28 protein-coding genes and 1 pseudogene are annotated in these 24,718 nt (G+C 69.3%); 5 read left to right on the top strand and 24 right to left on the bottom strand.

Annotated elements, in window-relative coordinates; genetic code table 11:
• Window positions 1–192: 192 nt before the first annotated feature.
• From ACFFQA_RS18310 to murA, 3 genes are all read right to left on the bottom strand, one after another.
• Window positions 193–2,217 (bottom strand): ethylmalonyl-CoA mutase, encoded by a 2,025-nt coding sequence (locus tag ACFFQA_RS18310; RefSeq protein ID WP_377853333.1) that lies wholly within the window; start codon window positions 2,215–2,217, stop codon window positions 193–195.
• Window positions 2,218–2,345: 128 nt separating this feature from the next.
• Window positions 2,346–3,095, bottom strand: coding sequence for a type 1 glutamine amidotransferase domain-containing protein (locus ACFFQA_RS18305; RefSeq protein WP_377853331.1), 750 nt, complete (start codon window positions 3,093–3,095; stop codon window positions 2,346–2,348).
• Window positions 3,096–3,102: 7 nt separating this feature from the next.
• A complete protein-coding gene (gene murA, locus ACFFQA_RS18300; RefSeq protein WP_377853329.1) occupies window positions 3,103–4,380 on the bottom strand; it encodes a UDP-N-acetylglucosamine 1-carboxyvinyltransferase in 1,278 nt (425 codons plus the stop codon).
• Window positions 4,381–4,436: 56 nt separating this feature from the next.
• Here murA and ACFFQA_RS18295 point away from each other — a divergent pair, with 56 nt between their 5' ends.
• Window positions 4,437–5,036: a cob(I)yrinic acid a,c-diamide adenosyltransferase gene (locus ACFFQA_RS18295; protein ID WP_377853327.1), complete on the top strand. Its 600-nt coding sequence runs from the start codon at window positions 4,437–4,439 to the stop codon at window positions 5,034–5,036.
• A gap of 130 nt (window positions 5,037–5,166) precedes the next feature.
• Window positions 5,167–5,445 carry a hypothetical protein gene (locus tag ACFFQA_RS18290; protein ID WP_377853325.1) on the top strand — a complete coding sequence of 93 codons (279 nt, stop codon included), beginning with the start codon at window positions 5,167–5,169 and terminating at the stop codon, window positions 5,443–5,445.
• A gap of 18 nt (window positions 5,446–5,463) precedes the next feature.
• On the opposite strand, the gene ACFFQA_RS18285 is transcribed toward ACFFQA_RS18290, so the two are convergent.
• The 4 genes and pseudogenes from ACFFQA_RS18285 to ACFFQA_RS18270 all read right to left on the bottom strand — a co-directional run bounded on the left by ACFFQA_RS18285 (window position 5,464) and on the right by ACFFQA_RS18270 (window position 7,071).
• Entirely contained in the window at window positions 5,464–5,784 is a 321-nt protein-coding gene (locus ACFFQA_RS18285; RefSeq protein ID WP_377853323.1) for a DUF4143 domain-containing protein, read from the bottom strand.
• Window positions 5,785–5,872: 88 nt separating this feature from the next.
• Window positions 5,873–6,160, bottom strand: a pseudogene (locus ACFFQA_RS18280) (DUF8612 domain-containing protein); the annotation flags it as partial.
• A gap of 88 nt (window positions 6,161–6,248) precedes the next feature.
• A complete protein-coding gene (locus tag ACFFQA_RS18275; protein ID WP_377853321.1) occupies window positions 6,249–6,677 on the bottom strand; it encodes a DUF2550 domain-containing protein in 429 nt (142 codons plus the stop codon).
• Between the two features lie 28 nt (window positions 6,678–6,705).
• Window positions 6,706–7,071 carry a F0F1 ATP synthase subunit epsilon gene (locus tag ACFFQA_RS18270; protein ID WP_377853319.1) on the bottom strand — a complete coding sequence of 122 codons (366 nt, stop codon included), beginning with the start codon at window positions 7,069–7,071 and terminating at the stop codon, window positions 6,706–6,708.
• 113 nt (window positions 7,072–7,184) lie between these two features.
• Between ACFFQA_RS18270 and ACFFQA_RS18265 the strand changes: the two genes are divergently transcribed.
• Together ACFFQA_RS18265 and ACFFQA_RS18260 are read left to right on the top strand one after the other, a co-directional pair.
• Entirely contained in the window at window positions 7,185–7,700 is a 516-nt protein-coding gene (locus ACFFQA_RS18265; RefSeq protein WP_377853317.1) for a SigE family RNA polymerase sigma factor, read from the top strand.
• A complete protein-coding gene (locus ACFFQA_RS18260; RefSeq protein WP_377853315.1) occupies window positions 7,697–9,115 on the top strand; it encodes a hypothetical protein in 1,419 nt (472 codons plus the stop codon). The genes ACFFQA_RS18265 and ACFFQA_RS18260 overlap by 4 nt, the downstream gene beginning before the upstream one ends.
• Window positions 9,116–9,210: 95 nt before the next feature.
• On the opposite strand, the gene atpD is transcribed toward ACFFQA_RS18260, so the two are convergent.
• From atpD to rpmE, 16 genes are all read right to left on the bottom strand, one after another.
• The gene (gene atpD / locus ACFFQA_RS18255; RefSeq protein ID WP_377853313.1) at window positions 9,211–10,644 is read right to left on the bottom strand and encodes a F0F1 ATP synthase subunit beta; all 1,434 of its coding nucleotides are present in this window, start codon (window positions 10,642–10,644) and stop codon (window positions 9,211–9,213) included.
• Window positions 10,637–11,545: a F0F1 ATP synthase subunit gamma gene (locus tag ACFFQA_RS18250; RefSeq protein WP_377853311.1), complete on the bottom strand. Its 909-nt coding sequence runs from the start codon at window positions 11,543–11,545 to the stop codon at window positions 10,637–10,639. The genes atpD and ACFFQA_RS18250 overlap by 8 nt, the downstream gene beginning before the upstream one ends.
• Before the next feature lie 11 nt (window positions 11,546–11,556).
• Window positions 11,557–13,203 (bottom strand): F0F1 ATP synthase subunit alpha, encoded by a 1,647-nt coding sequence (gene atpA, locus ACFFQA_RS18245; RefSeq protein WP_377853309.1) that lies wholly within the window; start codon window positions 13,201–13,203, stop codon window positions 11,557–11,559.
• Between the two features lie 84 nt (window positions 13,204–13,287).
• Window positions 13,288–14,115 (bottom strand): F0F1 ATP synthase subunit delta, encoded by an 828-nt coding sequence (locus ACFFQA_RS18240; protein WP_377853307.1) that lies wholly within the window; start codon window positions 14,113–14,115, stop codon window positions 13,288–13,290.
• Between the two features lie 8 nt (window positions 14,116–14,123).
• Window positions 14,124–14,666, bottom strand: coding sequence for a F0F1 ATP synthase subunit B (locus ACFFQA_RS18235; protein WP_377853305.1), 543 nt, complete (start codon window positions 14,664–14,666; stop codon window positions 14,124–14,126).
• Between the two features lie 37 nt (window positions 14,667–14,703).
• Complete coding sequence (gene atpE / locus ACFFQA_RS18230) at window positions 14,704–14,931, bottom strand: ATP synthase F0 subunit C (RefSeq protein WP_377853303.1); 228 nt, start codon at window positions 14,929–14,931, stop codon at window positions 14,704–14,706.
• Window positions 14,932–15,000: 69 nt separating this feature from the next.
• Window positions 15,001–15,792: a F0F1 ATP synthase subunit A gene (atpB, locus tag ACFFQA_RS18225; RefSeq protein ID WP_377853301.1), complete on the bottom strand. Its 792-nt coding sequence runs from the start codon at window positions 15,790–15,792 to the stop codon at window positions 15,001–15,003.
• A 36-nt stretch (window positions 15,793–15,828) separates the two neighbouring features.
• Window positions 15,829–16,038: an AtpZ/AtpI family protein gene (locus ACFFQA_RS18220; protein ID WP_377853299.1), complete on the bottom strand. Its 210-nt coding sequence runs from the start codon at window positions 16,036–16,038 to the stop codon at window positions 15,829–15,831.
• 48 nt (window positions 16,039–16,086) lie between these two features.
• The gene (locus ACFFQA_RS18215) at window positions 16,087–16,548 is read right to left on the bottom strand and encodes a Cg1360 family ATP-synthase-associated protein (protein ID WP_377853297.1); all 462 of its coding nucleotides are present in this window, start codon (window positions 16,546–16,548) and stop codon (window positions 16,087–16,089) included.
• A gap of 42 nt (window positions 16,549–16,590) precedes the next feature.
• On the bottom strand, window positions 16,591–17,754 hold the full coding sequence (locus tag ACFFQA_RS18210) for a glycosyltransferase family 4 protein (RefSeq protein WP_377853296.1): 1,164 nt from the start codon (window positions 17,752–17,754) through the stop codon (window positions 16,591–16,593).
• A 9-nt stretch (window positions 17,755–17,763) separates the two neighbouring features.
• Window positions 17,764–19,044 (bottom strand): serine hydroxymethyltransferase, encoded by a 1,281-nt coding sequence (glyA, locus tag ACFFQA_RS18205; protein WP_377853294.1) that lies wholly within the window; start codon window positions 19,042–19,044, stop codon window positions 17,764–17,766.
• Window positions 19,045–19,089: 45 nt separating this feature from the next.
• Window positions 19,090–19,749: an L-threonylcarbamoyladenylate synthase gene (locus tag ACFFQA_RS18200; RefSeq protein WP_377853292.1), complete on the bottom strand. Its 660-nt coding sequence runs from the start codon at window positions 19,747–19,749 to the stop codon at window positions 19,090–19,092.
• A 72-nt stretch (window positions 19,750–19,821) separates the two neighbouring features.
• Window positions 19,822–20,727, bottom strand: a complete 906-nt coding sequence (locus ACFFQA_RS18195; protein WP_377853290.1) for an endonuclease domain-containing protein — start codon at window positions 20,725–20,727, stop codon at window positions 19,822–19,824.
• A gap of 84 nt (window positions 20,728–20,811) precedes the next feature.
• Window positions 20,812–21,672: a peptide chain release factor N(5)-glutamine methyltransferase gene (gene prmC, locus ACFFQA_RS18190; protein WP_377853424.1), complete on the bottom strand. Its 861-nt coding sequence runs from the start codon at window positions 21,670–21,672 to the stop codon at window positions 20,812–20,814.
• Window positions 21,673–21,724: 52 nt separating this feature from the next.
• A complete protein-coding gene (prfA, locus tag ACFFQA_RS18185; protein WP_377853288.1) occupies window positions 21,725–22,801 on the bottom strand; it encodes a peptide chain release factor 1 in 1,077 nt (358 codons plus the stop codon).
• Window positions 22,802–22,907: 106 nt separating this feature from the next.
• Window positions 22,908–23,120: a 50S ribosomal protein L31 gene (gene rpmE, locus ACFFQA_RS18180; RefSeq protein WP_377853286.1), complete on the bottom strand. Its 213-nt coding sequence runs from the start codon at window positions 23,118–23,120 to the stop codon at window positions 22,908–22,910.
• Between the two features lie 232 nt (window positions 23,121–23,352).
• Here rpmE and ACFFQA_RS18175 point away from each other — a divergent pair, with 232 nt between their 5' ends.
• The gene (locus ACFFQA_RS18175) at window positions 23,353–23,754 is read left to right on the top strand and encodes a hypothetical protein (RefSeq protein WP_377853284.1); all 402 of its coding nucleotides are present in this window, start codon (window positions 23,353–23,355) and stop codon (window positions 23,752–23,754) included.
• Between the two features lie 257 nt (window positions 23,755–24,011).
• Here ACFFQA_RS18175 and ACFFQA_RS18170 read toward each other — a convergent pair whose 3' ends face one another.
• Entirely contained in the window at window positions 24,012–24,713 is a 702-nt protein-coding gene (locus tag ACFFQA_RS18170) for a response regulator (protein ID WP_377853282.1), read from the bottom strand.
• Window positions 24,714–24,718: the final 5 nt, after the last annotated feature.

The raw sequence follows: 24,718 nt of genomic DNA, 5'->3' as shown, positions 1-24,718 counted from the left end.
AGGGGCGACTCCTTGCTTCCGGGTCAGGACCTCACCGGTCGGCCGTCGCGGCGTGCACCGCTGCGGCCCGGTCCGGCGAACGGTAGGGGCGTCCCTCCACTGAGGTCAAAGAACCCGAGCCGGAGAAGCACCTTTCGCTACCGCGGGTGTACCCGCTTTTCCCCCGGTCAAACCAGTGCTCTTGTGCAAAGGTCACGATTCGGTCAAGCCGTGTGCTTTCCGGATGACCGTGACGATCTCGTCCATGATCTCGGTCAGCTCGTAGTCCTTCGGCGTGAAAACCCTTGCCACGCCGCGCTTCAGCAACTCGGCCGCATCCGACGGCGGGATGATTCCGCCCAGCACAACGGGAACGTCGGTGACACCGGCCGCCTTGAGCCCCTCGACGACGGCGGGCACGACCTCCAGGTGCGAGCCGGACAGAACCGACAGCCCGACGACGTGCACGCCCTCCTGCACCGCCGCCGCGACGATCTGCGACGGCGTGAGCCGGATGCCCTGGTAGACGACCTCGAAGCCGACGTCCCTCGCCCGAACGGCAACCTGCTCGGCGCCGTTGGAGTGGCCGTCGAGACCGGGCTTGCCGACGAGGATGCGCAGCCGCTCGCCGAGGTCCTCCCCCGCCTTCGCCACGCGCTCGCGCACCCCGGCGAGCGCTGCGCCCGCAGCACCCGCGGCCGAGGCGCCGGAGACACCGGTCGGCGCACGGTACTCGCCGAAGACTTCGCGCAGGGCCGAAGCCCACTCGCCGGTGGTCACCCCGGCCCTGGCGCAGGAAACCGTTGCGGTGACGAGGTTCGCGCCGGTCTTGGCCGCCTCGCGCAACCCGCGCAGCGACTCGTCCACTGTGGAGGCGTCCCGGTTGGCGCGCCAGGCGCGGACGGCCTCGCTGGCCTCGCGCTCCACCCGCGGGTCGATCGTCTCGATCGCCTTGGCGCCCTCGGCCTGCAACGGGCTCGGCTCGGTGGTGTCGAACTTGTTCAGCCCCACAACGACGTCCTCGCCCGCCTCGACCCTGCGGCGGCGCTCGGCCAGCGAGGAGACCATCTGCGACTTCATGTAGCCGCTCTCCACCGCGGCGACCGCGCCGCCCATCGCCTGCACGCGGTCGATCTCCGCCCGCGCGCCGTTGACGATCTCGTCCACCTTGGCCTGGATCACCGGAGATCCGTCGAAAAGGTCTTCGTACTCAAGCAGATCCGTCTCGTAGGCGAGGACCTGCTGCATCCGCAGCGCCCACTGCTGGTCCCACGGGCGCGGCAGACCGAGCGCCTCGTTCCACGCGGGGAGCTGGATCGCGCGGGCGCGGGCGTTGCGGGACAAGGACACCGCGAGCATCTCCAGCACGATGCGCTGGACGTTGTTCTCCGGCTGCTGCTCGGTCAGCCCGAGCGAGTTGACCTGCACGCCGTAGCGGAACCGCCGCTGCTTGGGGTTCTCGATGCCGTAGCGGTCGCGGGTGATCTCCTCCCACAGCACGCCGAAGGCGCGCATCTTGCACATCTCCTCGATGAAGCGCACACCCGCGTTGACGAAGAAGGAGATCCGCCCGACCACCTCGCCGAAGCGGTCGTCCGGCAGCTGCCCGGAGTCGCGGACCGCGTCGAGCACCGAGATCGCGGTGCACATCGCGTAGGCGACCTCCTGCACCGGGGACGCGCCGACCTCCTGCAGGTGGTAGCTGCAGATGTTGATCGGGTTCCACTTGGGCACGTGCTGCACGGCCCAGGCCACCATGTCGGTGATCAGCCGCAGGCTCGGCCCCGGCGGGAACACGTAGGTGCCCCGCGACAGGTACTCCTTGATGATGTCGTTCTGCGTGGTGCCGGCGAGCTTCGCCAGCATCTCGTCGCGGTCGAGGCCCTTCTCCTCGGCCTGCTCCTCCGCGACGCTCACGTAGAGCGCGAGCAGCCACATGGCCGTCGCGTTGATCGTCATGGAGGTGTTGGCCTCGGCGAGCGGGATGCCGTCGAAGAGCTGGCGCATGTCGCCGATGTGGCTGATGGGCACGCCGACCTTGCCGACCTCACCGCGCGAGAGCTCGTGGTCCGGGTCGTACCCGGTCTGCGTCGGCAGGTCGAAGGCGACCGAGAGCCCGGTCTGCCCCTTGGCCAGGTTGCGGCGGTAGAGCGCGTTCGATGCCGCCGCCGAGGAATGGCCCGCGTAGGTCCGCATCACCCACGGGCGATCGCGTTCACGGTCGGACGGGTACGGCACTGTCCACCTCCGCCTGCGGCCTCGGATTTCGCCGAACCTCAGCGTACTGGCGAGTAACCAACGCTCTACGTGCGATTACTCACAGGGATGAACAGAACCGGTTCAGTGATCGACCGGCTGTCAATCGCTCAGCGGCGGTCGAGCAGAGCGCGAAAACGCCTCGCGAACAGGTACGCGTCCCCCGGCCAGCGCGCCGACACATAGCGTCCGTCCTCGACCACGAAGGCCGATGTGTCGTCCGTCGCAGTTCCGCGAGCGGACAGGGTTCGCGGGCCGCGGACGAAGTCGCCGGGCGTCGCGAGCGCGGCGCGCACCTCGTCCTCCACATAGGCCGGATAGGTGCGGTAGTAGCGACCGAGCTTCCACGCGGTGAGGAAGTAGGCGGTCCGCTCCATGTACTTCGGCAGACACGTGGTGCGCCGCCCGTGCAGCACACTGCGGCCGGTGCCGGGGTCGATCGTGCGTGCCAGCACGAGCACGCCGTGGCAGATCGCCCCGACCGGCCGGTCGAGCTTCCAGAACTCCGCGACCTTGGCGCGCAGCGACGACGACGCGAGGTACTGCCGCATCCCCGGCGCGTGCCCACCCGGCAGCAGCAGGCCGTCGTAGTCGGCGGGAACGACCTCCGCCCACGCGGTGCTCTCGCGGAACCCCCGGCTCCGCGTCATCTCGCGGTAGAGCCGCTTGGGCTCGGGCTCCGCACCGAGCTGACCGAAGATCACCCCGTCCAGCAGCCGCCGGTCGGCGGCGGCCACGGTCCCGGCCCGCTCGGTGGCGAAGACGACCTCGTGCCCCGCTTCGGTGAGCACGTGCCACGGCACCGCCACCTCGGTCACGTCGAAGTCGGTGTCCGGCAGCGGGAGCAGCACGCGCGCCATCGGGGCGTCAGCGCTCCGGCGGCGCGGAGACCCGCTGCACGTCGGCGCCGAGCCGCTGGAGGTTCTCGATGAACTGCGGGTAGCCGCGGTCGATGTGGAAGACGTCCCACACCTCGGTGACCCCCTCGGCGCACAGACCCGCGAGCACCAGGCCCGCACCCGCGCGGATGTCGGAGGCCCACACCGGGGCGCCGGAGAGCTTCTCCACGCCGCGGACCACGCAGTGGTGGCCGTCGGTGCGCGCGTCGGCGCCCATCCGCATCATCTCCTCGACGAAGCGGAACCGGGCCTCGAAGACGTTCTCCGTGATCATCGAGGTGCCCTCGGCCACGGCGGCGAGCGCGACCGCGAAGGGCTGGTTGTCGGTGGCGAAGCCGGGGTAGGGCAGCGTCACGAAGTCCACGGCCTTGGGCCGCCCGTCCATCACCACGCGGAAGCCCTGCCGCGGCTGTTCGACCGTGGTGACCTCGGCGCCCGCCGTGCGCAGCTTCTCCAGCACCAGGTTCAGGTGGCCGGGGTCGACGCCCAGCACCGTGATGTCGCCGCGCGTCATGGCGGCGGCCAGCGCCCAGGTGGCGCCGACGATGCGGTCGCCGATGACCCGGTGCTCGGTGGGCTGCAACGACTGCACACCGTGCACGGTCAGCGTCGAGGTGCCCGCGCCCTCGATCTTCGCGCCCATCTGCTGGAGCATCACGCAGATGTCGATGATCTCCGGCTCGCGCGCGGCGTTGTCGATGACGGTGGTCCCGTCGGCCAGCACGGCGGCCATCAGGATGTTCTCGGTCGCGCCGACGCTGGGGAAGTCCAGCCAGATCTGCGCGCCGGTCAGGTTCTCCGCCTCGGCGACGACACAACCGTGCTCGATCCCGGTGGTCGCGCCGAGCTGGCGCAGGCCGTTCTGGTGCATGTCCAGCGGCCGCGAACCGATGGCGTCGCCACCGGGCAGCGCGACGACGGCCTTGCGGCAGCGGGCGACCAGCGGCCCGAGGACGCAGACCGACGCGCGCAGCTTGCTCATCGACGCGAAGTCCGCGCGGTGGTTGGGCATCGCGGGCGAGACGATGGTGACCTCGTCGTGGTCGATGGAGACCTCGCAGCCAAGACCCCGCAGCACGTCCGCCATCAGCGGGACGTCCAGGATCTCCGGGCAGTTGGTCAGTGTTGTCGTGCCCTCGGCCAGCAGCGCCGCCGCCATCAGCTTCAGGACGCTGTTCTTCGCTCCGACGACGGAGACCTCACCGACGAGGCGTGCGCCACCCTGGACCCGGAAATGCTCGCTCACGACTAGCCATCGTATGGGTCAAGCGAAATCGTCTTGTGACCCGTAGGGTCGCTGCCATGTCTGTCCGCATCAACCGCGTGTACACGCGGGTCGGTGACAACGGCACCACCGCCCTCGGTGACGGCTCCCGGGTGCCCAAGACCAGCACCAGGATCGCCGCCTACGCCGACGTGGACGAGCTCAACTCGGTCATCGGCGTCGCGCTCGCGCTGGGCGGCCCGGCCGCCGACGTCGCTGAGGTCCTCAAGGCGGTCCAGAACGATCTCTTCGACGTCGGAGCGGACCTCTGCACGCCGATCGTCCCGGACCCGCCCTACCCACCGCTGCGGGTCACCGAGACCTACGTGGAGCGCCTCGAAGGCTGGTGCGACGAGTTCAACGAGCGCGTCGGCAAGCTGGAGTCGTTCATCCTGCCCGGCGGCACCCCGGCGGCGGCGCTGCTGCACCAGGCCCGCACGGTCGCCCGCCGCGCGGAGCGCAACGCGTGGGCGCTGATCGAGGACCCCGCCGAAGGGGCGGGGGACTCCGGAGGCCCGGAGCGCACCAACCCCCTGGCCGCCAAGTACCTGAACCGCCTGTCGGACCTGCTGTTCATCCTCGCCCGCGTGGCGAACCCGGACGGCGACGTCCTCTGGAAGCCCGGCGCCAACGGCTGAACGGTTCACCGCGCCGAACCTGACTTTGGGCATTTACATCAACAGTGGTGCGTTTTCGGCGCATATTCCCGAATAGCCCTTACATATCCTCACTAACGGCCCAAAAAATCGTGAGTGAGGAGCACGCGTAGTGGACGGTACAGGCATCTCGGTCGACTTCGATGGCCGGCTGCTCGTGGTCCAACCCACCAACGCGACCTCCAAGGAGGAGCTGGGCACCAGCAGGTTGTCGCTGTCCATCAGCGACATCTCCCGGCTGTCCCTGAAGGGTGCCGGGATGCTCCGTGGTGGCCGCCTCAGCCTGACCATGCACGACGGCAGCCGATACCAGCTGCCGTTCAACCGTGAGCAGCAACACACATTCGCCCAGTTGTACAAGGCGCTGCGCTCAGCGAAGTCCAACATTTGAGATGATTCGAAAAGCCTTTCACGGCAAGTGCCAGAGAACTGATACCGGAAGTGAGACGAGCCGGTCCCCGAAGCTGATGGCGCCCTGTCTTCCCGTGGGGAAGACGACGCCCATGGTGAACTCGTCCCCCGTCAGGTCGCGCAACGCCGCCAGCCCTCGGAAGTCGTCCGCGGTGACGGTGTCCCTGGCCTTCGCCTCGACACCGACGACCTGACCGTCGTCCCGTTCCAGGACGACGTCGACCTCCGCGCCCCCGCTGACCCGCCAAAGGTGCAGGCGAACCTGGGTCTCGCTCCAGGTCGCCTGCTTGGCCAGCTCGTTGACGATGACCGTCTCCACGAGCGGGGGCGACGGGCTTGGCGAGGGACTCGGGCGAGACGCCCAGCAACGAGGCGGCCAGCCCGGTGTCGGTGAGGTGCAGCTTGGGGTGCTTCACCACCCGCGCGGCCAAGTTCCTGGACCAGGCAGGAAGCCGGTGGATGAGGAACACGGCTTCGAGCAGCTCCAGGTAGCGGGTGACCGTCGCACGATGCAACCCCAGCTTGCTGGAGGTGTTGCTGACGTTGTGCTCCTGGGCGGTGATCGAGGCGAGGTGCACCGGCAACGAGGTGATGCTGCCCGGCTCGTTGACCCTGGCCATCTCCCTGATGTCACGCTCGGCGACGGCCTGGACACAGCTGCGGAACCACGCTCGCCTGGCACGGGGGCTCGCCATCAGGGCGAGCTCGGGGAACCCACCGCGCGCTGCCGGCCGAGACGACAGAGCGCGACCGGACTACCGATCGCGCTCGGGGGACACCAGGTCAGGAGGCCCAGGGAACAGAACGTCCTGGCGGAGTGGACTCCAGCCAGGACAGGAAACCGGTCAACGCACCGGGTGGCATGGCGAGCTCGAAGTCGCCGTCGGCGCTCTGACAGCGCAGGACGGTCGAGCCGGACGGGACCATGTAGGTCTCCGGGCCGGTGGGCTCGCGCCGAGAGTCGATCTCCAGGCCGACCCGGCTGATGACCTGGTCGGGGCCGGAGCGCAGGCCGAGGGCGCGGAACCAGGTGAACTCGTCGCCCCGGTAGCGGCCGACGCCGATGTGCCAGCGGCCGCCCTTGTCGGCGGCGTAGCGCACGGCCACGTCGATGCCACCCTGCCGGAGCAGGCGCAGGCGGCGCCAGACCACCAGCACGATCGTGGCCGCGGCCACGAGCAGGACCAGAAGAAGGATCTCGATGATGCCCATGGCCCGGCCCTACTCGCTCAGCCGCGCGTCAGGCCGACTGCCCAGCCGCCTTCAGGCGGGCTGCCGCCCGTGCCCTGGCATCGGTGTCCTCGTGGTCCAGGCGCGCCCGCGCGCGCTCCACGTCGATCTCGTGGGACAGCTCGGCGCTCTCGGCGAGCACACTGACCCCGTCACCGGTCACGGACAGGAAGCCGCCGTGCACCGCGGCCGTGACGACCTCGTCGTCGGTGGTGGTGATCCGAACGACACCACCCTCGGTCAGCTGGCCGAGCATGGGCTCGTGACCGGGCAGGATGCCGATCTCGCCCTCGGTCGTCTGGGCCACAACCATGGAGCCGGTACCGGACCACAGGCGGCGCTCAACGGCGACCAGCTGGACGGACATCTCAGCCACTGGCATCTCCTTCACACGCTCGTCCCGGTCAGTCTAGACGGTCGCCTGGCAACCATTTCCACCCGACCGGTGTCCTCACGGGTGACCGCCCGACAATCCGACCCGAGGGTTGTATGACTAGCACCGACGAGCCGTTCGCGGAGTTCGTCCGCGAACGCTCTCCCGCGCTGCTCAGGACCTCGTTCCTGCTCTGCGCGGGCGACCGGGGCGCAGCGGAGGACCTGCTCCAGGACGTCCTGGAGAGGATGTTCTGCCGCTGGCGCCGCATCGAGGGACCACCGGAGCCCTACGCGCGCAAGGCGCTGGCCAACGCCGCGGCCAACCGGTGGCGCACGCGCTCCCGGCGGGTCGCCGAGGCACCTTTGGACGACGTCCTCGGGCCGAGCGAGCCGGGACCGGAGGACGGCGTCATCGCCCGCTCCGAGCTGATGCGAGCCCTGGCCCAGCTGCCGCCGAAGATGCGTACCGTCATCGTGCTGCGCTTCTTCGAGGACTACACCGAGGAACAGACGGCGCTCGCCCTCGGCTGCGGCAAGGGCACGGTGAAGAGCCAGACCTCCCGAGGGCTCACGCGGCTGCGCGAGCTGATCTCCCCTGACCTGCCGGAACTCCTGGAGGGCCTGCGATGACGCCGGACACCGAGCTGCTCGAACGCTCCCTGCGCCATGCAGTGTCCGATGTGGACACTCGGGAGGGCTTCGCGGAACGCGTGCTCAAGGGCGGGCGCCGCAGGCGGCTCCGCCGCCGCGTCGGCGTGGTCACCGCCGCCACCGTCTTCACCGCCGTCGTCGGCGGCATCACCGCGAGCACCCCGGCCTGGCTGGCCTCGGACGACCAGCTCCCGCCCGCCGTCGACTCCAGGATGCACTCGCCGACCGGCGGCGACCTCGCCGACGACACCGCGTTCCTCCAGCGGGTCGGCCAGACCTGGACCGCAGAGGTGAGCAGCCACCTCAGCGGCGGCACCACCGGCGAGCAGTGCACGCGGGTGGAGGGCAAGCCCCGTGTGTTCTGGGCGGGTCACACCCCGGCCGGAGCGGCGGCGGTCGTCATGCAGGCCGCCCGTCTCGTCCAGGCCAAGGGCTGCCCGTTCCCCGAGCGGGAGCTCACGGCGATCGGCCTCGTCGGCGTGGACGCGTACAGCGGGCACCGCTTCCGCGTCCTGGCCGCGAGTACCTCCGGTGGGCCAGGGAGCCCCGTCGGGCGCGAGGCGTTCGCGTTCGGCCCCGACGAGCGGACACTGCTCGTGCTGGAGAACAGCCGCGCGAAGGCCTACTCGACCGCGCCGATCATCGACGAGAGCGGCAAGGTCGAACGGAAGTACGAGCGACTGGACTACCGGGACGGGGTGGCCCTCGCCCAACTGCCGCAGAAGGGCTACGACGAGTCCAACGTCGTCCTGATCGGCGACGGGGACAAGCGGGGGCCGTCCCCGCTCTGGGAGGTCGCCGTGGCTCCGCACGACGTCTTCTGGGCCAACGGCGGCAAGCCGGAAGCCAACGGCAAGGGGATCACGTACCGGACCTGGCCGTACAAGGACTGGACGCTGGAGAAGCTCGGCAACAACGCTACGCAGGCATGGTTCCGGGGAGTGGAGCGCACGGGCTTCGACGATCCGGCGCGAACGGACGTGCGGGTCGTCCAGCGCGACTTCGAGGTCACTGGCGGATGGCGCATCCACCTCCCGCTCCCTGGGAACAAGTACGTTCTCGTCGGCGAACGGATCACCGGCGGCGGCGACATCGGCCACGCCTACGCCGTGGTGGGCAGCGGTGCCCCGGGAGACCTCGCTGAGGACAAGACGCTGCCGGACACCGTCGTCCACGCCACCTTCGACAAGACCAGTGCCCTGCCGATCAGGATCCGCCTGCCCGGCGACCTCGGCTGGGTGATCGGCAGCCCCGGCGCGAGTTTGTCCTGGTGGACGGGCTCGGGCGACTGGACCGCTCTGGACGAGGACGCGGCCGTGATCCCGGCGAACGCCACCGAGGTTCACGTCATGCCGCCAGGAGGTCACCGGGAGACCGTGCGGCTGGCCCCGTGACAGCGACAACGACCGCGACAACGACCGCGGGTACGACGAAGGCCGGGCCTCCCTGACGGGAGACCCGGCCTTCACGCCGTGCCGAGAACCTCAGCTCACTTGCCGCTGAGCTTCTTGTAGTTGGCCTCAAGGTCGTCGACGCCGCCGCACATGTAGAACGCCTGCTCCGGCATGTGGTCGAAGTCGCCCTTGGTCAGGCGGTCGAACGCCTCGACGGTCTCCTTGACCGGGACCGTGGAGCCCTCCTGGCCGGTGAACTGCTCCGCCGCGTACATGTTCTGCGACAGGAACCGCTCGATGCGACGCGCGCGCTGGACGAGCACCTTGTCCTCTTCGGACAGCTCGTCCATACCGAGGATGGCGATGATGTCCTGCAGGTCCTTGTACTTCTGCAGGATCCGGATGACCTCCTGGGCGACGCGGTAGTGCTCGTCGCCGACGATCGAGGGGTGCAGGATCGTCGAGCTGGAGGCCAGCGGGTCCACCGCCGGGAAGATGCCCTTGGAGAACACCGCGCGGGAGAGCTCGGTGGTCGCGTCCAGGTGGGCGAAGGTGGTCGCCGGGGCCGGGTCGGTGTAGTCGTCCGCGGGGACGTAGATCGCCTGCATCGAGGTGATCGACCGACCACGGGTGGAGGTGATCCGCTCCTGCAGCTCACCCATCTCGTCGGCCAGCGTCGGCTGGTAACCCACGGCCGACGGCATCCGGCCCAGCAGGGTGGAGACCTCGGAACCGGCCTGGGTGAACCGGAAGATGTTGTCGATGAACAGCAGCACGTCCTGGTTCTGGACGTCGCGGAAGTACTCCGCCATGGTCAGCGCGGACAGCGCGACCCGCATACGGGTGCCCGGCGGCTCGTCCATCTGCCCGAACACCAGTGCGGTGTCCTTCATGACGTTGGACTCGGTCAGCTCCGCGATGAGGTCGTTGCCCTCACGGGTGCGCTCACCGACACCGGCGAAGACCGAGGTACCACCGAAGTTGCGGGCGATACGGGTGATCATCTCCTGGATGAGCACCGTCTTGCCGACACCGGCACCACCGAACAGACCGATCTTGCCGCCCTTGACGTACGGGGTCAGCAGGTCGACGACCTTGAGGCCGGTCTCCAGCACCTCGGTGCGGGGCTCCAGCTGGTCGAAGGTCGGCGGCTTACGGTGGATGCCCCAGTGCTCGGCGTCGGCGCCGTAGCCGGGCTGGTCCATGCACTCGCCGAGCGCGTTGAACACGTGGCCCTTGACCAGGTCACCGACCGGAACGGAGATCGGCTTGCCGGTGTCGCGGACCTCGGTGCCGCGGACGAGGCCGTCCTGCGGCTGCATGGAGATCGTCCGGACCAGGTTGTCGCCGAGGTGCTTGGCGACCTCCAGGGTCACGGTCTTGGCCATCGCCTCGTGGGTGATCTCGACCTTGAGGGCGTTGAACAGGTCCGGCACGGAGTCGCGGGGGAACTCAACGTCCACGACCGGGCCGTTGACCCGGACCACACGGCCGATACCGGCAGCAGTAGCTGTCGTCATCTCACTCATCACTTCCTGCGGTAGCCAGTGCGTCGGCGCCACCGACGATCTCGCTGATCTCCTGGGTGATCTGGGCCTGGCGGGCCTGGTTCGCCTCTCGGGTGAGAGCGCGGATCATCTCGCTGGCGTTGTCGGTGGCCGCCTTCATGGCGCGCTGGCGGTTGGCCAGCTCGGAAGCCGCCGACTCCAGCAGCGCCGAGTACAGCCGGGTCTTGATGTACTTCGGCAGCAGCGCGTCAAGCAGCGTCTCGGGGTCCGGCTCGAAGTCGTAGCCGGGCAGGACGGTGCTCTCACCCTCCCCCGCGTACTCGACCTCCAGCGGCACCACGCGCTTGGCGATCGGCTGCTGGGTCATCATCGACTTGAACTCGGTGTAGACGACGTGCACCTCGTCGAAGGCGACCGCGCCGGACTCGGCGTCGGCGAGGAAGCCCTCGACCAGCGCGTCACCGGCCGCCACGATGTCGGAGTAGGTCGGCTTCTCGGAGAAGCCGGTCCACGAGTCAACGACATCGCGCTGACGGAAGCGGTAGTAGCCCGCGCCCTTGCGCCCGATGACGTAGAGGAACGGCTCCTTGCCCTCCTGGCGCAGCCGGGTCTGGAGCTCCTCCGCCGCCTTGATCACGCTGGAGTTGTAGCCACCGCACATGCCCTTGTCACTGGTCACGACCAGGACGGCGGCACGCGTGGGGTTCTCGTGCGCCACCAGGAGCGGGTGGCTGAGCGTGGAGGCCGTCGCCAGCGAGGAGAGCACGTTGGTGATCTCCTCGGCGTAGGGCCGCGACGCCGCGACCCTGGCCTGCGCCTTGCCGATGCGCGAGGTGGCGATGAGTTCCATGGCCCGCGTGATCTTCTTGATCGCTTGGGTGGACTTGACCCTCTGCTTGAGGACGCGAAGTTCAGCAGCCATGCGTCACCACATCACTTCTTGGCCGGAGCCGGACGGTTCACCTTGACGGACTCCTGGCCCAGCTTGGAGTCGTCGATCGCGTCCGCGGCCGGCTCGTTGACCACCCGAGAGCCGTCGGAGGCGGTGAACTGCTGCTTGAAGGTGTCGATCAGCTCGCCGACCCGCTCCTCGTTCTCCTTGGAGAGGTCCTTGGTGTCGCGGATCTCGGCCAGCACGCCCTCGTGGTTGCGGCGCACCCAGTCCAGCAGCTCCGACTCGAAGCGGCGGACGTCGCCCACCGGCACCGAGTCCAGGTAGCCACGGGTACCGGCGAAGATCGAGACGACCTGCTCCTCGACCGGGAACGGCGCGTACTGGGACTGCTTGAGCAGCTCCACCAGGCGCGCACCGCGCTCCAGCTGGGCCTTGGACGCGGCGTCCAGGTCCGAGGCCAGTGCCGCGAAGGCCTCGAGCTCGCGGTACTGCGACAGGTCGAGACGCAGCGAGCCAGCGACCTTGCGCATCGCCCTGACCTGCGCGGATCCACCGACACGGGAGACCGAGATACCGACGTTCACCGCGGGGCGCACGCCCTGGTTGAACAGGTCGGACTCCAGGAAGCACTGGCCGTCGGTGATGGAGATGACGTTGGTCGGGATGTACGCCGAGACGTCGTTGGCCTTGGTCTCGATGACCGGCAGACCCGTCATCGAACCGGCGCCCAGGTCGTCGGAGAGCTTCGCGCAGCGCTCCAGCAGGCGCGAGTGCAAGTAGAAGACGTCACCCGGGTAGGCCTCGCGGCCCGGCGGGCGGCGCAGCAGCAGCGAGATCGCGCGGTAGGCCTCGGCCTGCTTCGTCAGGTCGTCGAAGACGATCAGGACGTGCTTGCCCTGGTACATCCAGTGCTGGCCGATGGCCGAGCCGGTGTACGGGGCCAGCCACTTGAAGCCCGCGGAGTCGGAGGCGGGGGCGGCGATGATGGTGGTGTACTCCATCGCACCGCGGTCCTCCAGCGCCTTCTTCACCGCGGCGATGGTGGAGCCCTTCTGGCCGACCGCGACGTAGATGCAGCGAACCTGCTGGTTCGGGTCGCCGGTCTCCCAGTTGGCCTTCTGGTTCAGGATGGTGTCCACGCAGACCGCGGTCTTGCCGGTCTTGCGGTCACCGATGATCAGCTGGCGCTGGCCGCGGCCGATCGGGGTCTGCGAGTCGATCGCCTTGATGCCGGTCTGCAGCGGCTCCTTGACCGACTGGCGCTGGACCACGGTCGCGGCCTGCAGCTCCAGCGCGCGGCGCTCCTCGGCGACGATCTCGCCGAGACCGTCCACCGGCTCGCCGAGCGGGTTGACCACGCGGCCGAGGTAGGCGTCGCCGACCGGCACGGACAGCACCTGCCCGGTCCGCTTGACCTCCTGGCCCTCTTCAATCGACTCGTAGTTGCCGAGGATGGCAACACCGAGCTCACGCACGTCCAGGTTCAGCGCGACGCCCAGGACGCCGCCGGGGAACTCCAGCAGCTCGTTGGCCATCGCCGAGGGCAGGCCCTCGACATAGGCGATGCCGTCACCGGTGACGGTGACTGTGCCGACCTCTTCCCGGTTGACCTCCGGGGAGTAGCTGGAGACGTAGTTCTCGATCGCACTGCGGATCTCGTCCGACGAGATCGTCAGCTCCGCCATGTCGTTCCTGCTCTCGGTTCTTCTCTCGACCAGTGTGGTCGTCGTTTAGGGGGCCCGTGGTCGGTACTGCCGTGGGCGTCGTTGTTAACCAGCGAGCTCGCGGCGGAGGGCCTCCAAGCGGCCAGCCGCACTTCCGTCGATGACCTCGTCGCCGACGCGGATCACCAAACCGCCTCGCAGCGCCGCGTCGACCTCGATGTGCAGGGCGATGGGCCGCGAGTAGACACGCTGCAACAGAGCTGACAACCGGTCCTGCTGCGCTTCGCTGAGCGGGACGACCGACCGCACGTGGGCGACCGAGCGCTCCCGGCGCTTGGCGGCCAGGCCGGCGAGTTGCTCCAGCCCGGTCACCACCCCGAGGCCACGCGGCTCGGTGACCAGCTGCTCGGCGAGAACCTGCGTGACCGGCTCGACCTTGCCCGCGATCAGCGAGCGCAGCAGCTCGACCTTGCCCGCGGCCTCGCGGGTCTGGTCGGAGAGGACCCGGTCCAGGTCGGGCTGGGCGGAGATGATGCGGCCGAGCCGGAACAGCTCGTCCTCCACCGCGTCCAGCCTGCCGGCCTGCTCGGCGCGCACCAGGGAGACGGTGCGCGTGAGCAGCTCGATGCCGTCGACCAGCTCGCGCGGGCTCGACCACCTCGCGGTGACCACGGTGGCGAGCAGATCGACCGTCCGCTCGCCCACCTTGCCCGCCAGCAGGCCACGCACCAGCGCCTCGCGACCCGCGGGGTCGCTCGACGCGTCTGCGACGGCCCGGCGAAGGCCGATCTCCTTGTTCAGCAGGGAGGTGACGGCGAACAGCTCCTCGGCGAGCGTGCCGAGGCCGTCACCGTCCACCCCGCTGGTGATCTCCTGCAACCGCGCTTCCGCGCTCGCGAGCGCCTCGCGGCTGGCGGCGTGCATCGCACTCATGACTGCGCTCACTTACCAGCCGGCGCCGAGACGGCGTCCAGCTCGTCGAGGAAGCGGTCCACGGTGCCGCGCTTGCGGGACTCGTCCTCAAGGGACTCGCCGACGACGCGACCGGCCAGGTCCACAGCCATCCGCCCCAGGTCCCCGCGCAGCTCCGCGACGATCTGGGCGCGCTGGGCGGCAAGCTGGTTGTTGCCCTGCGCGATGATGCGAGCGGCCTCGGCCTGGGCCTTGGCGTAGAGCTCTTCCTTGATCTTCTCCGCCTCGGCCCGAGCGTCGTCCCGGATCCGGGCGGCCTCGGCACGGGCCTCGGCCAGCTGCGCCTGGTACTGCTCCAGGGCCTGCTGTGCCTGTGCCTGGGCCTGCTCCGCCTTGGCGATGCCGCCCTCGATCTTCTCGGTGCGATCGGCCAGCACCTTCTGGAAGGTCGGAAGCACCTTCTTCCAGAAGACGAAGCCGATGATCGCCAAGCAGACCGCGGACCAAACGATGTCGTACACCGCCGGAATCAGGGGATTCTGCGCGGCGGCGGCTAGCACTGTGGTCGTCACGGTGTCACCGAATCCTTAGTCAGAGGACCCTTGCGGATCAGAGGCCGCCGAACATGATGCCCGCGACGAGGCCGAGCAGACCCAGGGCCTCGGAGAACGCGATACCGAGGATCATGGTGGTACGCAGCTGGCCGGAGAGCTCCGGCTGACGGGCCATGGCCTCGACGGTCTTACCGGCCACGATGCCGACGCCGATACCAGGACCAATGGCGGCAAGGCCGTAGCCGATGCTTGCGACGTTGCCAGCGACCTCAGCGAGGTTCATTGTGTTCGTTCCCTTTCAGGTTGGCCCCGACCGATTGAGCACGGGCGGGGTCGTACCAATCCCTGTTCGTCAGTGCTCAGCGTGCAACGCGCCGTCGATGTACACGGCCGTGAGCAACGTGAACACGTAGGCCTGAAGGGCCTGCACCATCAACTCGAACAGGGTGAAAATGAATCCGGCCGCGAAGGACAGCGCGCCCACCGGGGCGAGCAACAGGCTTCCGGCCTGGAAGAGCAGGAACCACGCGGCGCCGAAGAACAGCACCAGCGTCATGTGCCCGGCGATCATGTTCGCCATCAACCGCACGGTCAGGGTGAACGGCCGCACGATGAAGGTCGAGACGAACTCGATCGGCGTCACCAGCACGTAGGCCCACTTGGGCACACCGGGCGGGAACAGGTTGGACTTCATGTACGGACCGAAGCCCTGTGCCTTGATGCCCGCGTAGTTGAAGACGAAGTAGGTGACCAGCGCCAGCACAAGCGGCGCGCCGATCTTCGCGGTGCTCGGCATGTTCAGGAACGGGATGACCCCGGAGAGGTTCAGTGCCCAGATCATGAAGAAGTACGTGGTCAGCAGCGGCAGGAAGCGCCTGCCGTTGACCTTGCCGAGAATTTCCTCGGCGATCGAGACGCGGACGAAGTCCAGCCCCATCTCGGCGAGGTTCTGCACGCCGCGCGGCACGATCTTCGGCCGGCGCATGGCGATCAGGAAGAACCCGATGAGCAGTACGGTCATCAGGACGCGGATCAGCATGATCCGATCGATCTGGAACGGCGTTCCCTCGAACAGCAGAGCCGGTGGGAAGAACTCGTCGATCGAGGGCGGGTGGTACCCGCTGTCCGAGGCCAGCACCATCATCGAGCGCGGTCTCCCTGCTATGGCGGCCGACACTGTTCAGCTCCGGCCGTGGCGTACGTAGACGATGTAGAAGCTCGCGACAAAGCCGATCAGCAGACCCAAGATCATCCAGGTCTTGCCGCCGACGGCTTGGTCGATGAGGTACCCCACGCCACCCCAGAGTGCGGGACCAGCAAGCAGGGTACTGATCAGCGACCAGACGTCCGCCTTACCCGATTGGGTGTCTTTGTCCGTCTTGTCGCTCATCCCAGCAGCACCTTACCAACCGTTTGGACAGAGCTTGTGAACCGGGGGTCAATCTTCAATGCGCTGGCCAGAGCCGGTATGAGGCGCCGGGTCCACATACGGCGCGCGCGCTTTGATCACAGCGAGTGACTCTGTGACAAGCACTACCACGATCGAGAAAGCCGTGACGAAGAAGAACGTCGGTTTTGAGTAGAAATCCAGCGGGCGCAGCACCAGCAGCAGTCCGAAGACCAAGACCATTTTCACCAGCCAGGAGCCCATCACGACCCCCAAAGTGGTAGCCGGGGCCGCCTTCATGGTCGCCAGCACGACACCGGTGGTGACGAGCAGGAACGCCCCGGCGAGCGCGGCGCCCAGCACCGCTCCCCACAGGCCCGGCTCGCCCGCGACCAGCCACGCGACCACGCCGGCGACCACCACGAAGGCGCCCAGCACGACCGCGGACTGGATGAGGGCTCTGCGCAGGACGGCGCTCGCGTTGGACACGACCGTCGACTTCACCTGGTTCACGTCCGAATTGTCCCTGACGTGCTCAGATGATCATCGCCAGGGTCAGGAACGGCGTGATTCCCGCAGGCGGGGGATGGCCGAGGCGAACAGCGCGAGCAGCAGCCCCACGCCCACGACCCAGATCACCGTGCGCACGTCGAACAGCGTCAGCGACACCGCGCCGAAGGCCAGCACCGAGGCCCACAGGTAGATCAGCAGCACCGCGCGGCGCTGGGAGTGGCCGATCTCCAGCAGGCGGTGGTGCAGGTGCATCTTGTCCGGCGCGAACGGGCTCCGACCGGCCCGCGTCCTGCGCAGCACGGCCATCACCAGGTCCAGCAGCGGTACGAACAGCACCGCGGCCACCACCAGCAGCGGCGAGAGCAGCGCGAGGGTGCTCTTGCCGCCGTAGCTGGCGAAGTTGAGCTGGCCGGACGCGGACGTGCTCGCCGCGGCCAGCATCAACCCGATCAGCATCGAGCCCGAGTCGCCCATGAAGATCCGCGAGGGCTGGAAGTTGTGCGGCAGGAACCCGACGCACGCGCCGGCGAGGGTGGCCGCGATCAGGGCGGCCGGATAGGCGTTGGCGTCGCCGCCCTTGCCCGCGATCAGCACCATGGTGAAGGCGCAGGTGGCCACCGCCGCGATCATCCCGATGCCCGCGGCGAGCCCGTCAAGCCCGTCGACGAAGTTCATCGCGTTGATCATCGTGACCGCGAGCAGCACCGTGAACAGGGCGCCCTGGTCACCGTCGAGGATGATCAGCTGCCCCATGCTCTCCTTGGAGCCGCCCCAGGGCACCCAGAACAGGAACCACTGGACGCCGAAGAGCACCAGCAGGCCGGCCGAGGTGACCTGGCCTGCCAGCTTCGTCAGCGAGTCCAGCTCGAAGCGGTCGTCCAGCGCTCCCACCAGCACGATCACCGCACCGGCGATGGCGACGCCGATGACCTCGGAGGAGAAGGTGAAGGAGTTGCGCAGCACCGGCAGGTGCAGCGCGAGGAGCATGCCGGAGAGCACCCCGCCGAAGATGGCGACGCCGCCCATCCTCGGCTTGGGCTGCGCGTGCACGTCCCGTTTTCGCGGGTACGCGACCGCCCCGACCCGGAAGGCGAGCTGCCGTACCAGGCCGGTGAGCAGGAAGGTCACCGCTGCGGAGACCAAGAGGACGAGAAGGAACTCTCTCACCGGCAGACCAGCGGGAGTGAAGGCAGGCGTCGGGCCCACGGTGGACGATTAACCTCGCGGATAGGCAGGGTTCGCGGCGACCAGCTCGGAGACGGCACCCGCGACGGCGGCCAGTTCGGCGTCCCCGCTGTCGGTGCCGCGTTCGGCGCGGACGGCACGGCCGATCAGGCGTGCGATCTCCGCCATCTCCGGCTCGGTCATCCCCTGCGTGGTTACTGCCGGCGAACCGATCCGGATACCGGACGCGGTCATCGGCGGGGCCGGGTCGTACGGAATAGCGTTCTTGTTCAAAGTGATCTTGGCAGCACCCGTGCGGGCCTCCGCCTCCGCCCCCGTCACACCGACGGGGCGCAGGTCGATCAGCGCCAGGTGGGTGTCGGTGCCGCCGGAGACCGGGCGCATGCCCTCGGACTCCAGGCCCTTGGCCAGCGCGACGGCGTTGGCGACGACCTGGGCGGCGTAGGCCTGGTACTCCGGGGAGGCGGCTTCCTTGAGCGCCACGGCCTTGGCCGCGACGTTGTGCATCAGCGGACCGCCCTGGCTGAACGGGAAGACCGCCTTGTCCAGCGCCTTGGCGTGCTCGGCGCGGGAGACGATCATGCCGCCGCGCGGGCCGCGCAGGACCTTGTGGGTGGTGAAGGAGACGACGTCGGCGTAGGGCACCGGCGACGGGATCGCCTTGCCCGCGACGAGGCCGATGAAGTGCGCGGCGTCGACCCACAGGATCGCGCCGACCTCGTCGGCGATCTCGCGGAAGGCGGCGAAGTCGAACAGCCTCGGGTAGGCGGTGGCGCCCGCGACGATCATCTTCGGCCGGTGCTCCAGCGCGAGCTCGCGCACCTGGTCGTAGTCGATCAGCTCGGTGTCCTCGCTGACCCCGTAGGGCACCGGGTTGAACCACTTGCCGGAGAAGCTGACCTTGGAGCCGTGGGTGAGGTGGCCGCCCTGCTTGAGGTCCATGGCGAGCACGGTGTCGCCCGGCTTGCAGAACGCCGCGTACACGGCGAGGTTGGCGCTGGCGCCGGAGTGCGGCTGGAGGTTGGCGTGCTCGGCGCCGAAGAGCTCCTTGGCGCGGGCGATACCGATCTCCTCGGCCTTGTCGACCTCCTCGCACCCGCCGTAGTAGCGACGGCCGGGGTAGCCCTCGGCGTACTTGTTCGACAGCGTCGAACCGATCGCCGCCAGCACCGCGGGGCTGGTCAGGTTCTCGCTCGCGATGAGTTGGAGCCCGCCGCGCAGCCGGTCCAGCTCGCCGAGAACGACGTCGGCGATCTCCGGGTCGGTGGACTGCAGGGCGTTGAAGTCGGGGCCCCAGAACGGCGTGGTCACTGCGGTTGCTCCTGTCGTAGGGCGGCGCGAATCGCGTTTCGTACGCTACCGCGCCAACTCGACCTCGGTGCCTACGACCTCGGCCACATCGGCAAGGCTCACCGCGCCTTCACGCAGCACCAACGGATGCGGACCGGTGAGGTCCACGATCGTGGAGGCGACGGGGTCTCCGGACGGCCCTCCGTCCAGATAGACGGGTACGGAGTCGCCAAGTTGCTCCAGAGCCTGCTGCGCCGTCGTCGCGGGCGGGTGACCCGAGCGGTTGGCGCTGGAGACGGCCATCGGGCCGACCTCGCGCAGCAGGTCGATCGCGACGGGGTGCAACGGCATCCGCACCATCACGGTCCCCCTGGTGTCGCCAAGGTCCCAGTTCAGCGACGGCGCGTGCGGCAGCACGATCGACAGCCCGCCGGGCCAGAACGCCTCGATCAGCAGCCGCGCCTGGTGCGGGACGGACAGCACCAGACCGTCCACAGTGGACCACGACCCGACCAGGACCGGCAGCGGCATGTCCCGCCCGCGCCCCTTGGCGTCGAGCAGGCTCTGCACCGCCGCGGCGTCGAACGCGTCGCACCCCAGCCCGTAGACGGTGTCCGTGGGCAGCACCACCAGCTGCCCGCTCCGCACCGCCCCCGCGGCAGCGGCCAGCCCAGCCTCGCGCTCAGCCGCCGCACTCTCACCACTGCACCTGTAAACCGTGCTCACACCCGCACCCTATCCCCGCCCTCCCCCACTCCCCTCCCGGCCATTCGCGGGCTTATGGACGTGTTCGCGCCGCTAGAACGGTCCATAAGCCCGCGAATGGCGCGCTCGGGCCAGGAGGAGGGCGCCGCGAACCTCGGCGATCACCCCTTCGGGGGCCGCGCGGAGGCGGTCAGCGGTGACGAAGACGATGCGCCAGCCCGCCGACTGGAGCCGGTTCACGCGGGTGCGGTCCCTGGACAGCTGCAGCGGGTCGGAGTGCCAGGCGCCGTCGTACTCCACGGCGACCTTCTCCTCGGGAAATGCCAGGTCAACGCGCGCGACGAAATCTTCTTCGTCGAAGATCTCGTGCTGCGTGACCGGCGCGAGCCCGGCGCGCACCAGCACCAGCCTGAGTCGGCTCTCCTGCCGGGACTCGGCACCCGCGTCGGCTACGGCGAGCGCCGCCCTCGCCCACGAGACACCTCTTTCGTGGGTGCTGTCGAGGTAGTCCAGCAAGCTGTCCCGGTCGATGAGGCCGATGTGCAGCGCCGCGTCAAGATCGGCGACGGCCTCCATCCGGTCCCGCCGGATCGCGAGGTCGAACCCCATCCGTTCCACACTCGCCAGCGACAGCCCGCCGACAGGGCACATCGGCCCCGGACCGCGAAGCACGCGCCGGACCGCGACACCGCGAACCGGCCCGAAATGCCCCTTCTCGTCGACCGCGACCTCGACCGGGTCCCACGTAGCCGCAAGGGGAAGCCCCCGCACGGTCGCGGCCGACCTACCCGTGATGAGCGCACCGGGCGGGACGATCAGTGAAACGGCCTGGCACCGCAGTTCGTGCGTGACCGGTAGCCCGGGAGTCGCGTAGACGCCTCGGACGAGACGCACGAACCTGAGCGACCGCAGTTGTCTCCAGGTGACGAGTCCTTCGGCGACGGCCGTCGCCGCGTGCAGAATCCCCTCGCCCAGCATGTACTCCGACGTCGAATCCATGCCCCGAGCGTCGCGCTACCCCGCCCCACCCGGCCCCCACTTTCCCGAACCTGTGGACAACTCGGCCATTCGCGGGCTTATGGACTATCTCGGCGCGCTGAACCCGTCCATAAGCCCGCGAATGGCGGTGGTGAAGCGGGGGCGGCCGGTGAGGTCGGGGTGGGGGGTGACGGAGGTGAGGACCTTGCGGGTGGAGAGGAGGTCGGGAACCGCCGTGCCGTGGGTGTCGTCGTGCTCGATCGCCACACCTCCGCCCGGGCGGAGGAGGCGGGCCGCCGCCGTCACCACGTGGCGGATCACCGCCAGGCCCTCGTCGTCGGCGAAGACCGCGCGGTGCGGGTCGTAGTCCGCCACCTCCGGCGGGACCGGCGTGCCCTCGGGGACGTAGGGCGGGTTGCACAGGACCAGGTGGACCGTGCCGTCCAGCTCCGTCAGCAGGCGCGGGTCGGTCACGTCGCCGGAGTGCAGGCGGATCGGGGTGTCGCCGTTCTGCGCCCGGGCATCGGCGTTGTGGCGGGCCCAGGCCAGCGCCCTCTGGTCCAGCTCGACCGCGTGCACCACCGCGTCGGGGCGTTCGTGGGCGAAGCCGAGTGCCAGCGCTCCCGAGCCGGTGCACAGGTCCACCACCACCGGCTTCGGCACGTCGGCCAGCAGCCGCAGGCCCCACTCCAGCAGCAGCTCGGTCTCCGGGCGCGGGATGAACACGCCGGGGCCCACGTCCAGGGGCACCCGGCCCATGACCGACCAGCCGAGGATGTGCTGCAGCGGCTCCCTGGTGGCGCGGCGGCGGACGAGCTTGTGCAGCTGCTCGATCGAGGCCGGGTCGACCAGGGGGATCAGCGGCAGACGTCCGCGCTCGACGCCGAGCACGTGGGCGGCGAGCAGTTCCGCGTCCACCCTGGGACTGGCCACCCCCGCGGTGGCGAGGATGCGCTCGGCGTCCATGACGGCGAGGCGCAGGGGCTGTCGGTTGTTCACGCTGGGCACCCGGTCATGATCACCCCTGCTGTCCGAGCCGCTCCGCGCGGTCGGCCTCGGCCAGCGCCTTGAGCACGCCGTCCAGGTCCCCGTCGAGCACCTGGTCGAGGTTGTAGGCCTTGTAGTTCACCCGGTGGTCGGAGATCCGGTTCTCCGGGAAGTTGTACGTGCGGATGCGCTCGGAGCGGTCCACGGTGCGGATCTGGCTGCGCCGGGCGTCGGAGGCGTTCTGCGCCGCCTGCTCCTCGGCGATCGCCTGCAACCGCGACCGCAGCACCTGCATGGCGCGGGCCTTGTTCTGCAGCTGCGAGCGCTCGTTCTGGCACGACACCACGACACCGGTCGGCAGGTGGGTGATCCGGACCGCCGAGTCGGTGGTGTTGACGCTCTGACCGCCCTTGCCCGAGGAGCGGAACACGTCGACGCGCAGGTCCTTCTCGTCGATCTCGACCTCGACGTCCTCGGCCTCCGGGTAGACAAGGACACCGGCGGCGGAGGTGTGGATGCGGCCCTGCGACTCGGTCACCGGCACCCGCTGCACGCGGTGCACGCCGCCCTCGAACTTCAGCTTCGCCCACACGCCGTCCGGCCCCTCGCCGCGGCCCTTGATCGCCACGGTGGCGTCCTTGTGGCCGTTGAGGTCGGAGCGGACCTCGTCGAGCAGCTCGGTGCGCCAGCCCTGCCGCTCGGCGAAGCGCAGGTACATGCGCAGCAGGTCGCCGGCGAACAGCGCCGACTCCTCGCCGCCCTCGCCGGACTTGATCTCCATGACCACGTCGGCGGAGTCGTGCGGGTCGCGCGGCAGCAGCAGCTCGGTGAGCTTGGCCTCCACCGAGGGGATGCGGGCGGCCAGCTCGTCGGCCTCCTCGGCGAAGGAGGAGTCCTCCTTGGCCAGCTCCTTGGCGGCGGCCAGGTCGGAGCGCAGGCCGTCCAGCTCCCTCGCGGTCAGCGCGATGGGGGCCAACTCGGCGTAGCGCCTGCCGAGCTTGCGCGCGGCGACCGGGTCGGAGTGCACGTCGGGATCGGCGAGGCGACCCTCCAGTTCGGCGTGCTCGGCCAGCAACGCGTCGAGGGATTCGGCCACGGATCGAGTCACGGGTGCTCCGGAGGTTGAGGGTCGGCCAAGTGTGACAAGTGCCCGCGCAGACACGCGAAGCGCCCGTCCGGATCAGCTCCGGACGGGCGCGTCAGCGTGGTGGGGCCTACTTCGAGCGCTTGCCGTAGCGCGCCTCGAAGCGAGCCACGCGGCCGCCGGTGTCCAGGATCTTCTGCTTGCCCGTGTAGAACGGGTGGCAGTTGGAGCAGACCTCGACGTGGATCGCACCGGACTTCTTGGTGCTGTGCGTCGTGAAGCTGTTGCCACAGCCGCAGGTCACGTTGGTGACCACGTAGTCCGGGTGGATGTTGCTCTTCACCTGTGTGTCCTCTTCTCTCGACGGCCGCCGGGTCCCCGCGTGCGGAGCTTCGGGGTGAACCGGTGCCAGACTTCGACCTAACAGTGTGCCAGACGCCCGCGGACGTCGGCATTTGCCCAACACCCACCCGCCGGTCGGCCCGAACGGGCCTTCCGCCGCACCCCAGCGACCACCCGGCGCGACCGGAACGTGAACATCTTCCCCTTCTCACGCTGGGCAGCAAACTGACCACGTGGAGTGCTCAGCGGGACGTCGCATCTCCCTGGCCGGCTGGCTGGGGCTGCCGCTGCTGTTCGTCGGCATGGTCGCGGGCTTGAACGGGCTGTTGTTGCTGGTCAGCGGGTCACCAGTGGAGCTGAGCAGCGCACTTTTCGGTGCCGCCGCCGCGCTCGCCGTCGCCACCGGCGGCGAGGTCGAGTGGCGCGCCACCTGGCAGCGGCACTGGCTGCGCTGGCCATGGGCGACAACGCTGCTCGTCGGCGGGATATTCCTGGACGGGACCCTGGTCCCGGCGCTGCCGTCGGCCGCGGTCGGCGTGCTGGCCACCGGGGTGCTGGCGATCGGGCTGCACCGGCTCCACCGGCGCGAGCGGGAGTCCCAGGAGGACGAGGACCAGCTCGTCATGGGCACCTGACCTCCCGCCTCCGGGAAGGCGAGTGCCCTTCGCTTCGCGTTTTGTCACCTTGACGCGAATTGAGAACGCTCTCTCGCGCAACAAGGTGACAAAACGCGCAAACCCGGGGCGCGCGCGGCGCCGGATCGGCCCGCCACCTCGGGCATCGGGACGACTCACCGGACACGCCCCGCACGTCCTCCCTGGCCAGCGCCGAACCCCGGACGCACCGACGCGGGTCATCTCGCCGCGTGGACCGCACCGCAGCGGGGCACCGCTCAGTCGCTGGACAGCTTCGCCAGGCCGACCTTCAGCGCGAAGATCGCCAGCTGCACCCGGTTGTCCAGCCCCAGCTTGGCGAGGACCTTGGTCACCCGGTTCTTCACCGACGGCTCGCTCAGGCCGAGCTCCTGGGCGATCCCGGCGTTGGACAACCCCGCCGCGACCAGCCGGACCACGTCCACATCGCGCCTGGTGAGCATCTCGGTGCTGACCGGGTCCAGCCGCTCCGGCTCGACCAGCCGCCGCACGGTGTGCTCGATGAGCCTGCTGGTCACCCCCGGGCTGAGCATGCCGTCCCCGGCCGCGACCACCCGGACCGCGTGGGCGATCTCGTCCGGCGAGGCGTCCTTGCGCAGGAAGCCGCTCGCCCCCGCCTGCAACGCGGAGTGCACGTACTCGTCGGAGTCGAAGGTGCTCAGCATCAGCACCCTCGGCCTCGGCTCGGGCGTGGTCCAGTCGGCGAGCAGCCGCCGCGTCGCGGTGATCCCGTCCATCACCGGCATCCGGACGTCCATCACCAGCACGTGCGGCCGCAGGCTGAGCGCGGCACCCAACGCGGAGAGCCCGTCGGCGGCCTCGCCGACGACCTCGATCGGCGGGCGCCGCGCCAACAACGCCGCCAGCCCGGTGCGCACGACGACGTCGTCGTCGGCGAGCAGCACCCGAATCGGATCCGTCGATCCGAACACCCCAGTCACTCAAT

The organism is Allokutzneria oryzae (assembly GCF_042429765.1).
In the GTDB taxonomy this organism is placed as follows: domain Bacteria; phylum Actinomycetota; class Actinomycetes; order Mycobacteriales; family Pseudonocardiaceae; genus Allokutzneria; species Allokutzneria oryzae.
The sequence above is the reverse complement of the archived record's forward strand: the minus strand, read 5'-3'. Positions and strand labels throughout refer to the sequence as shown.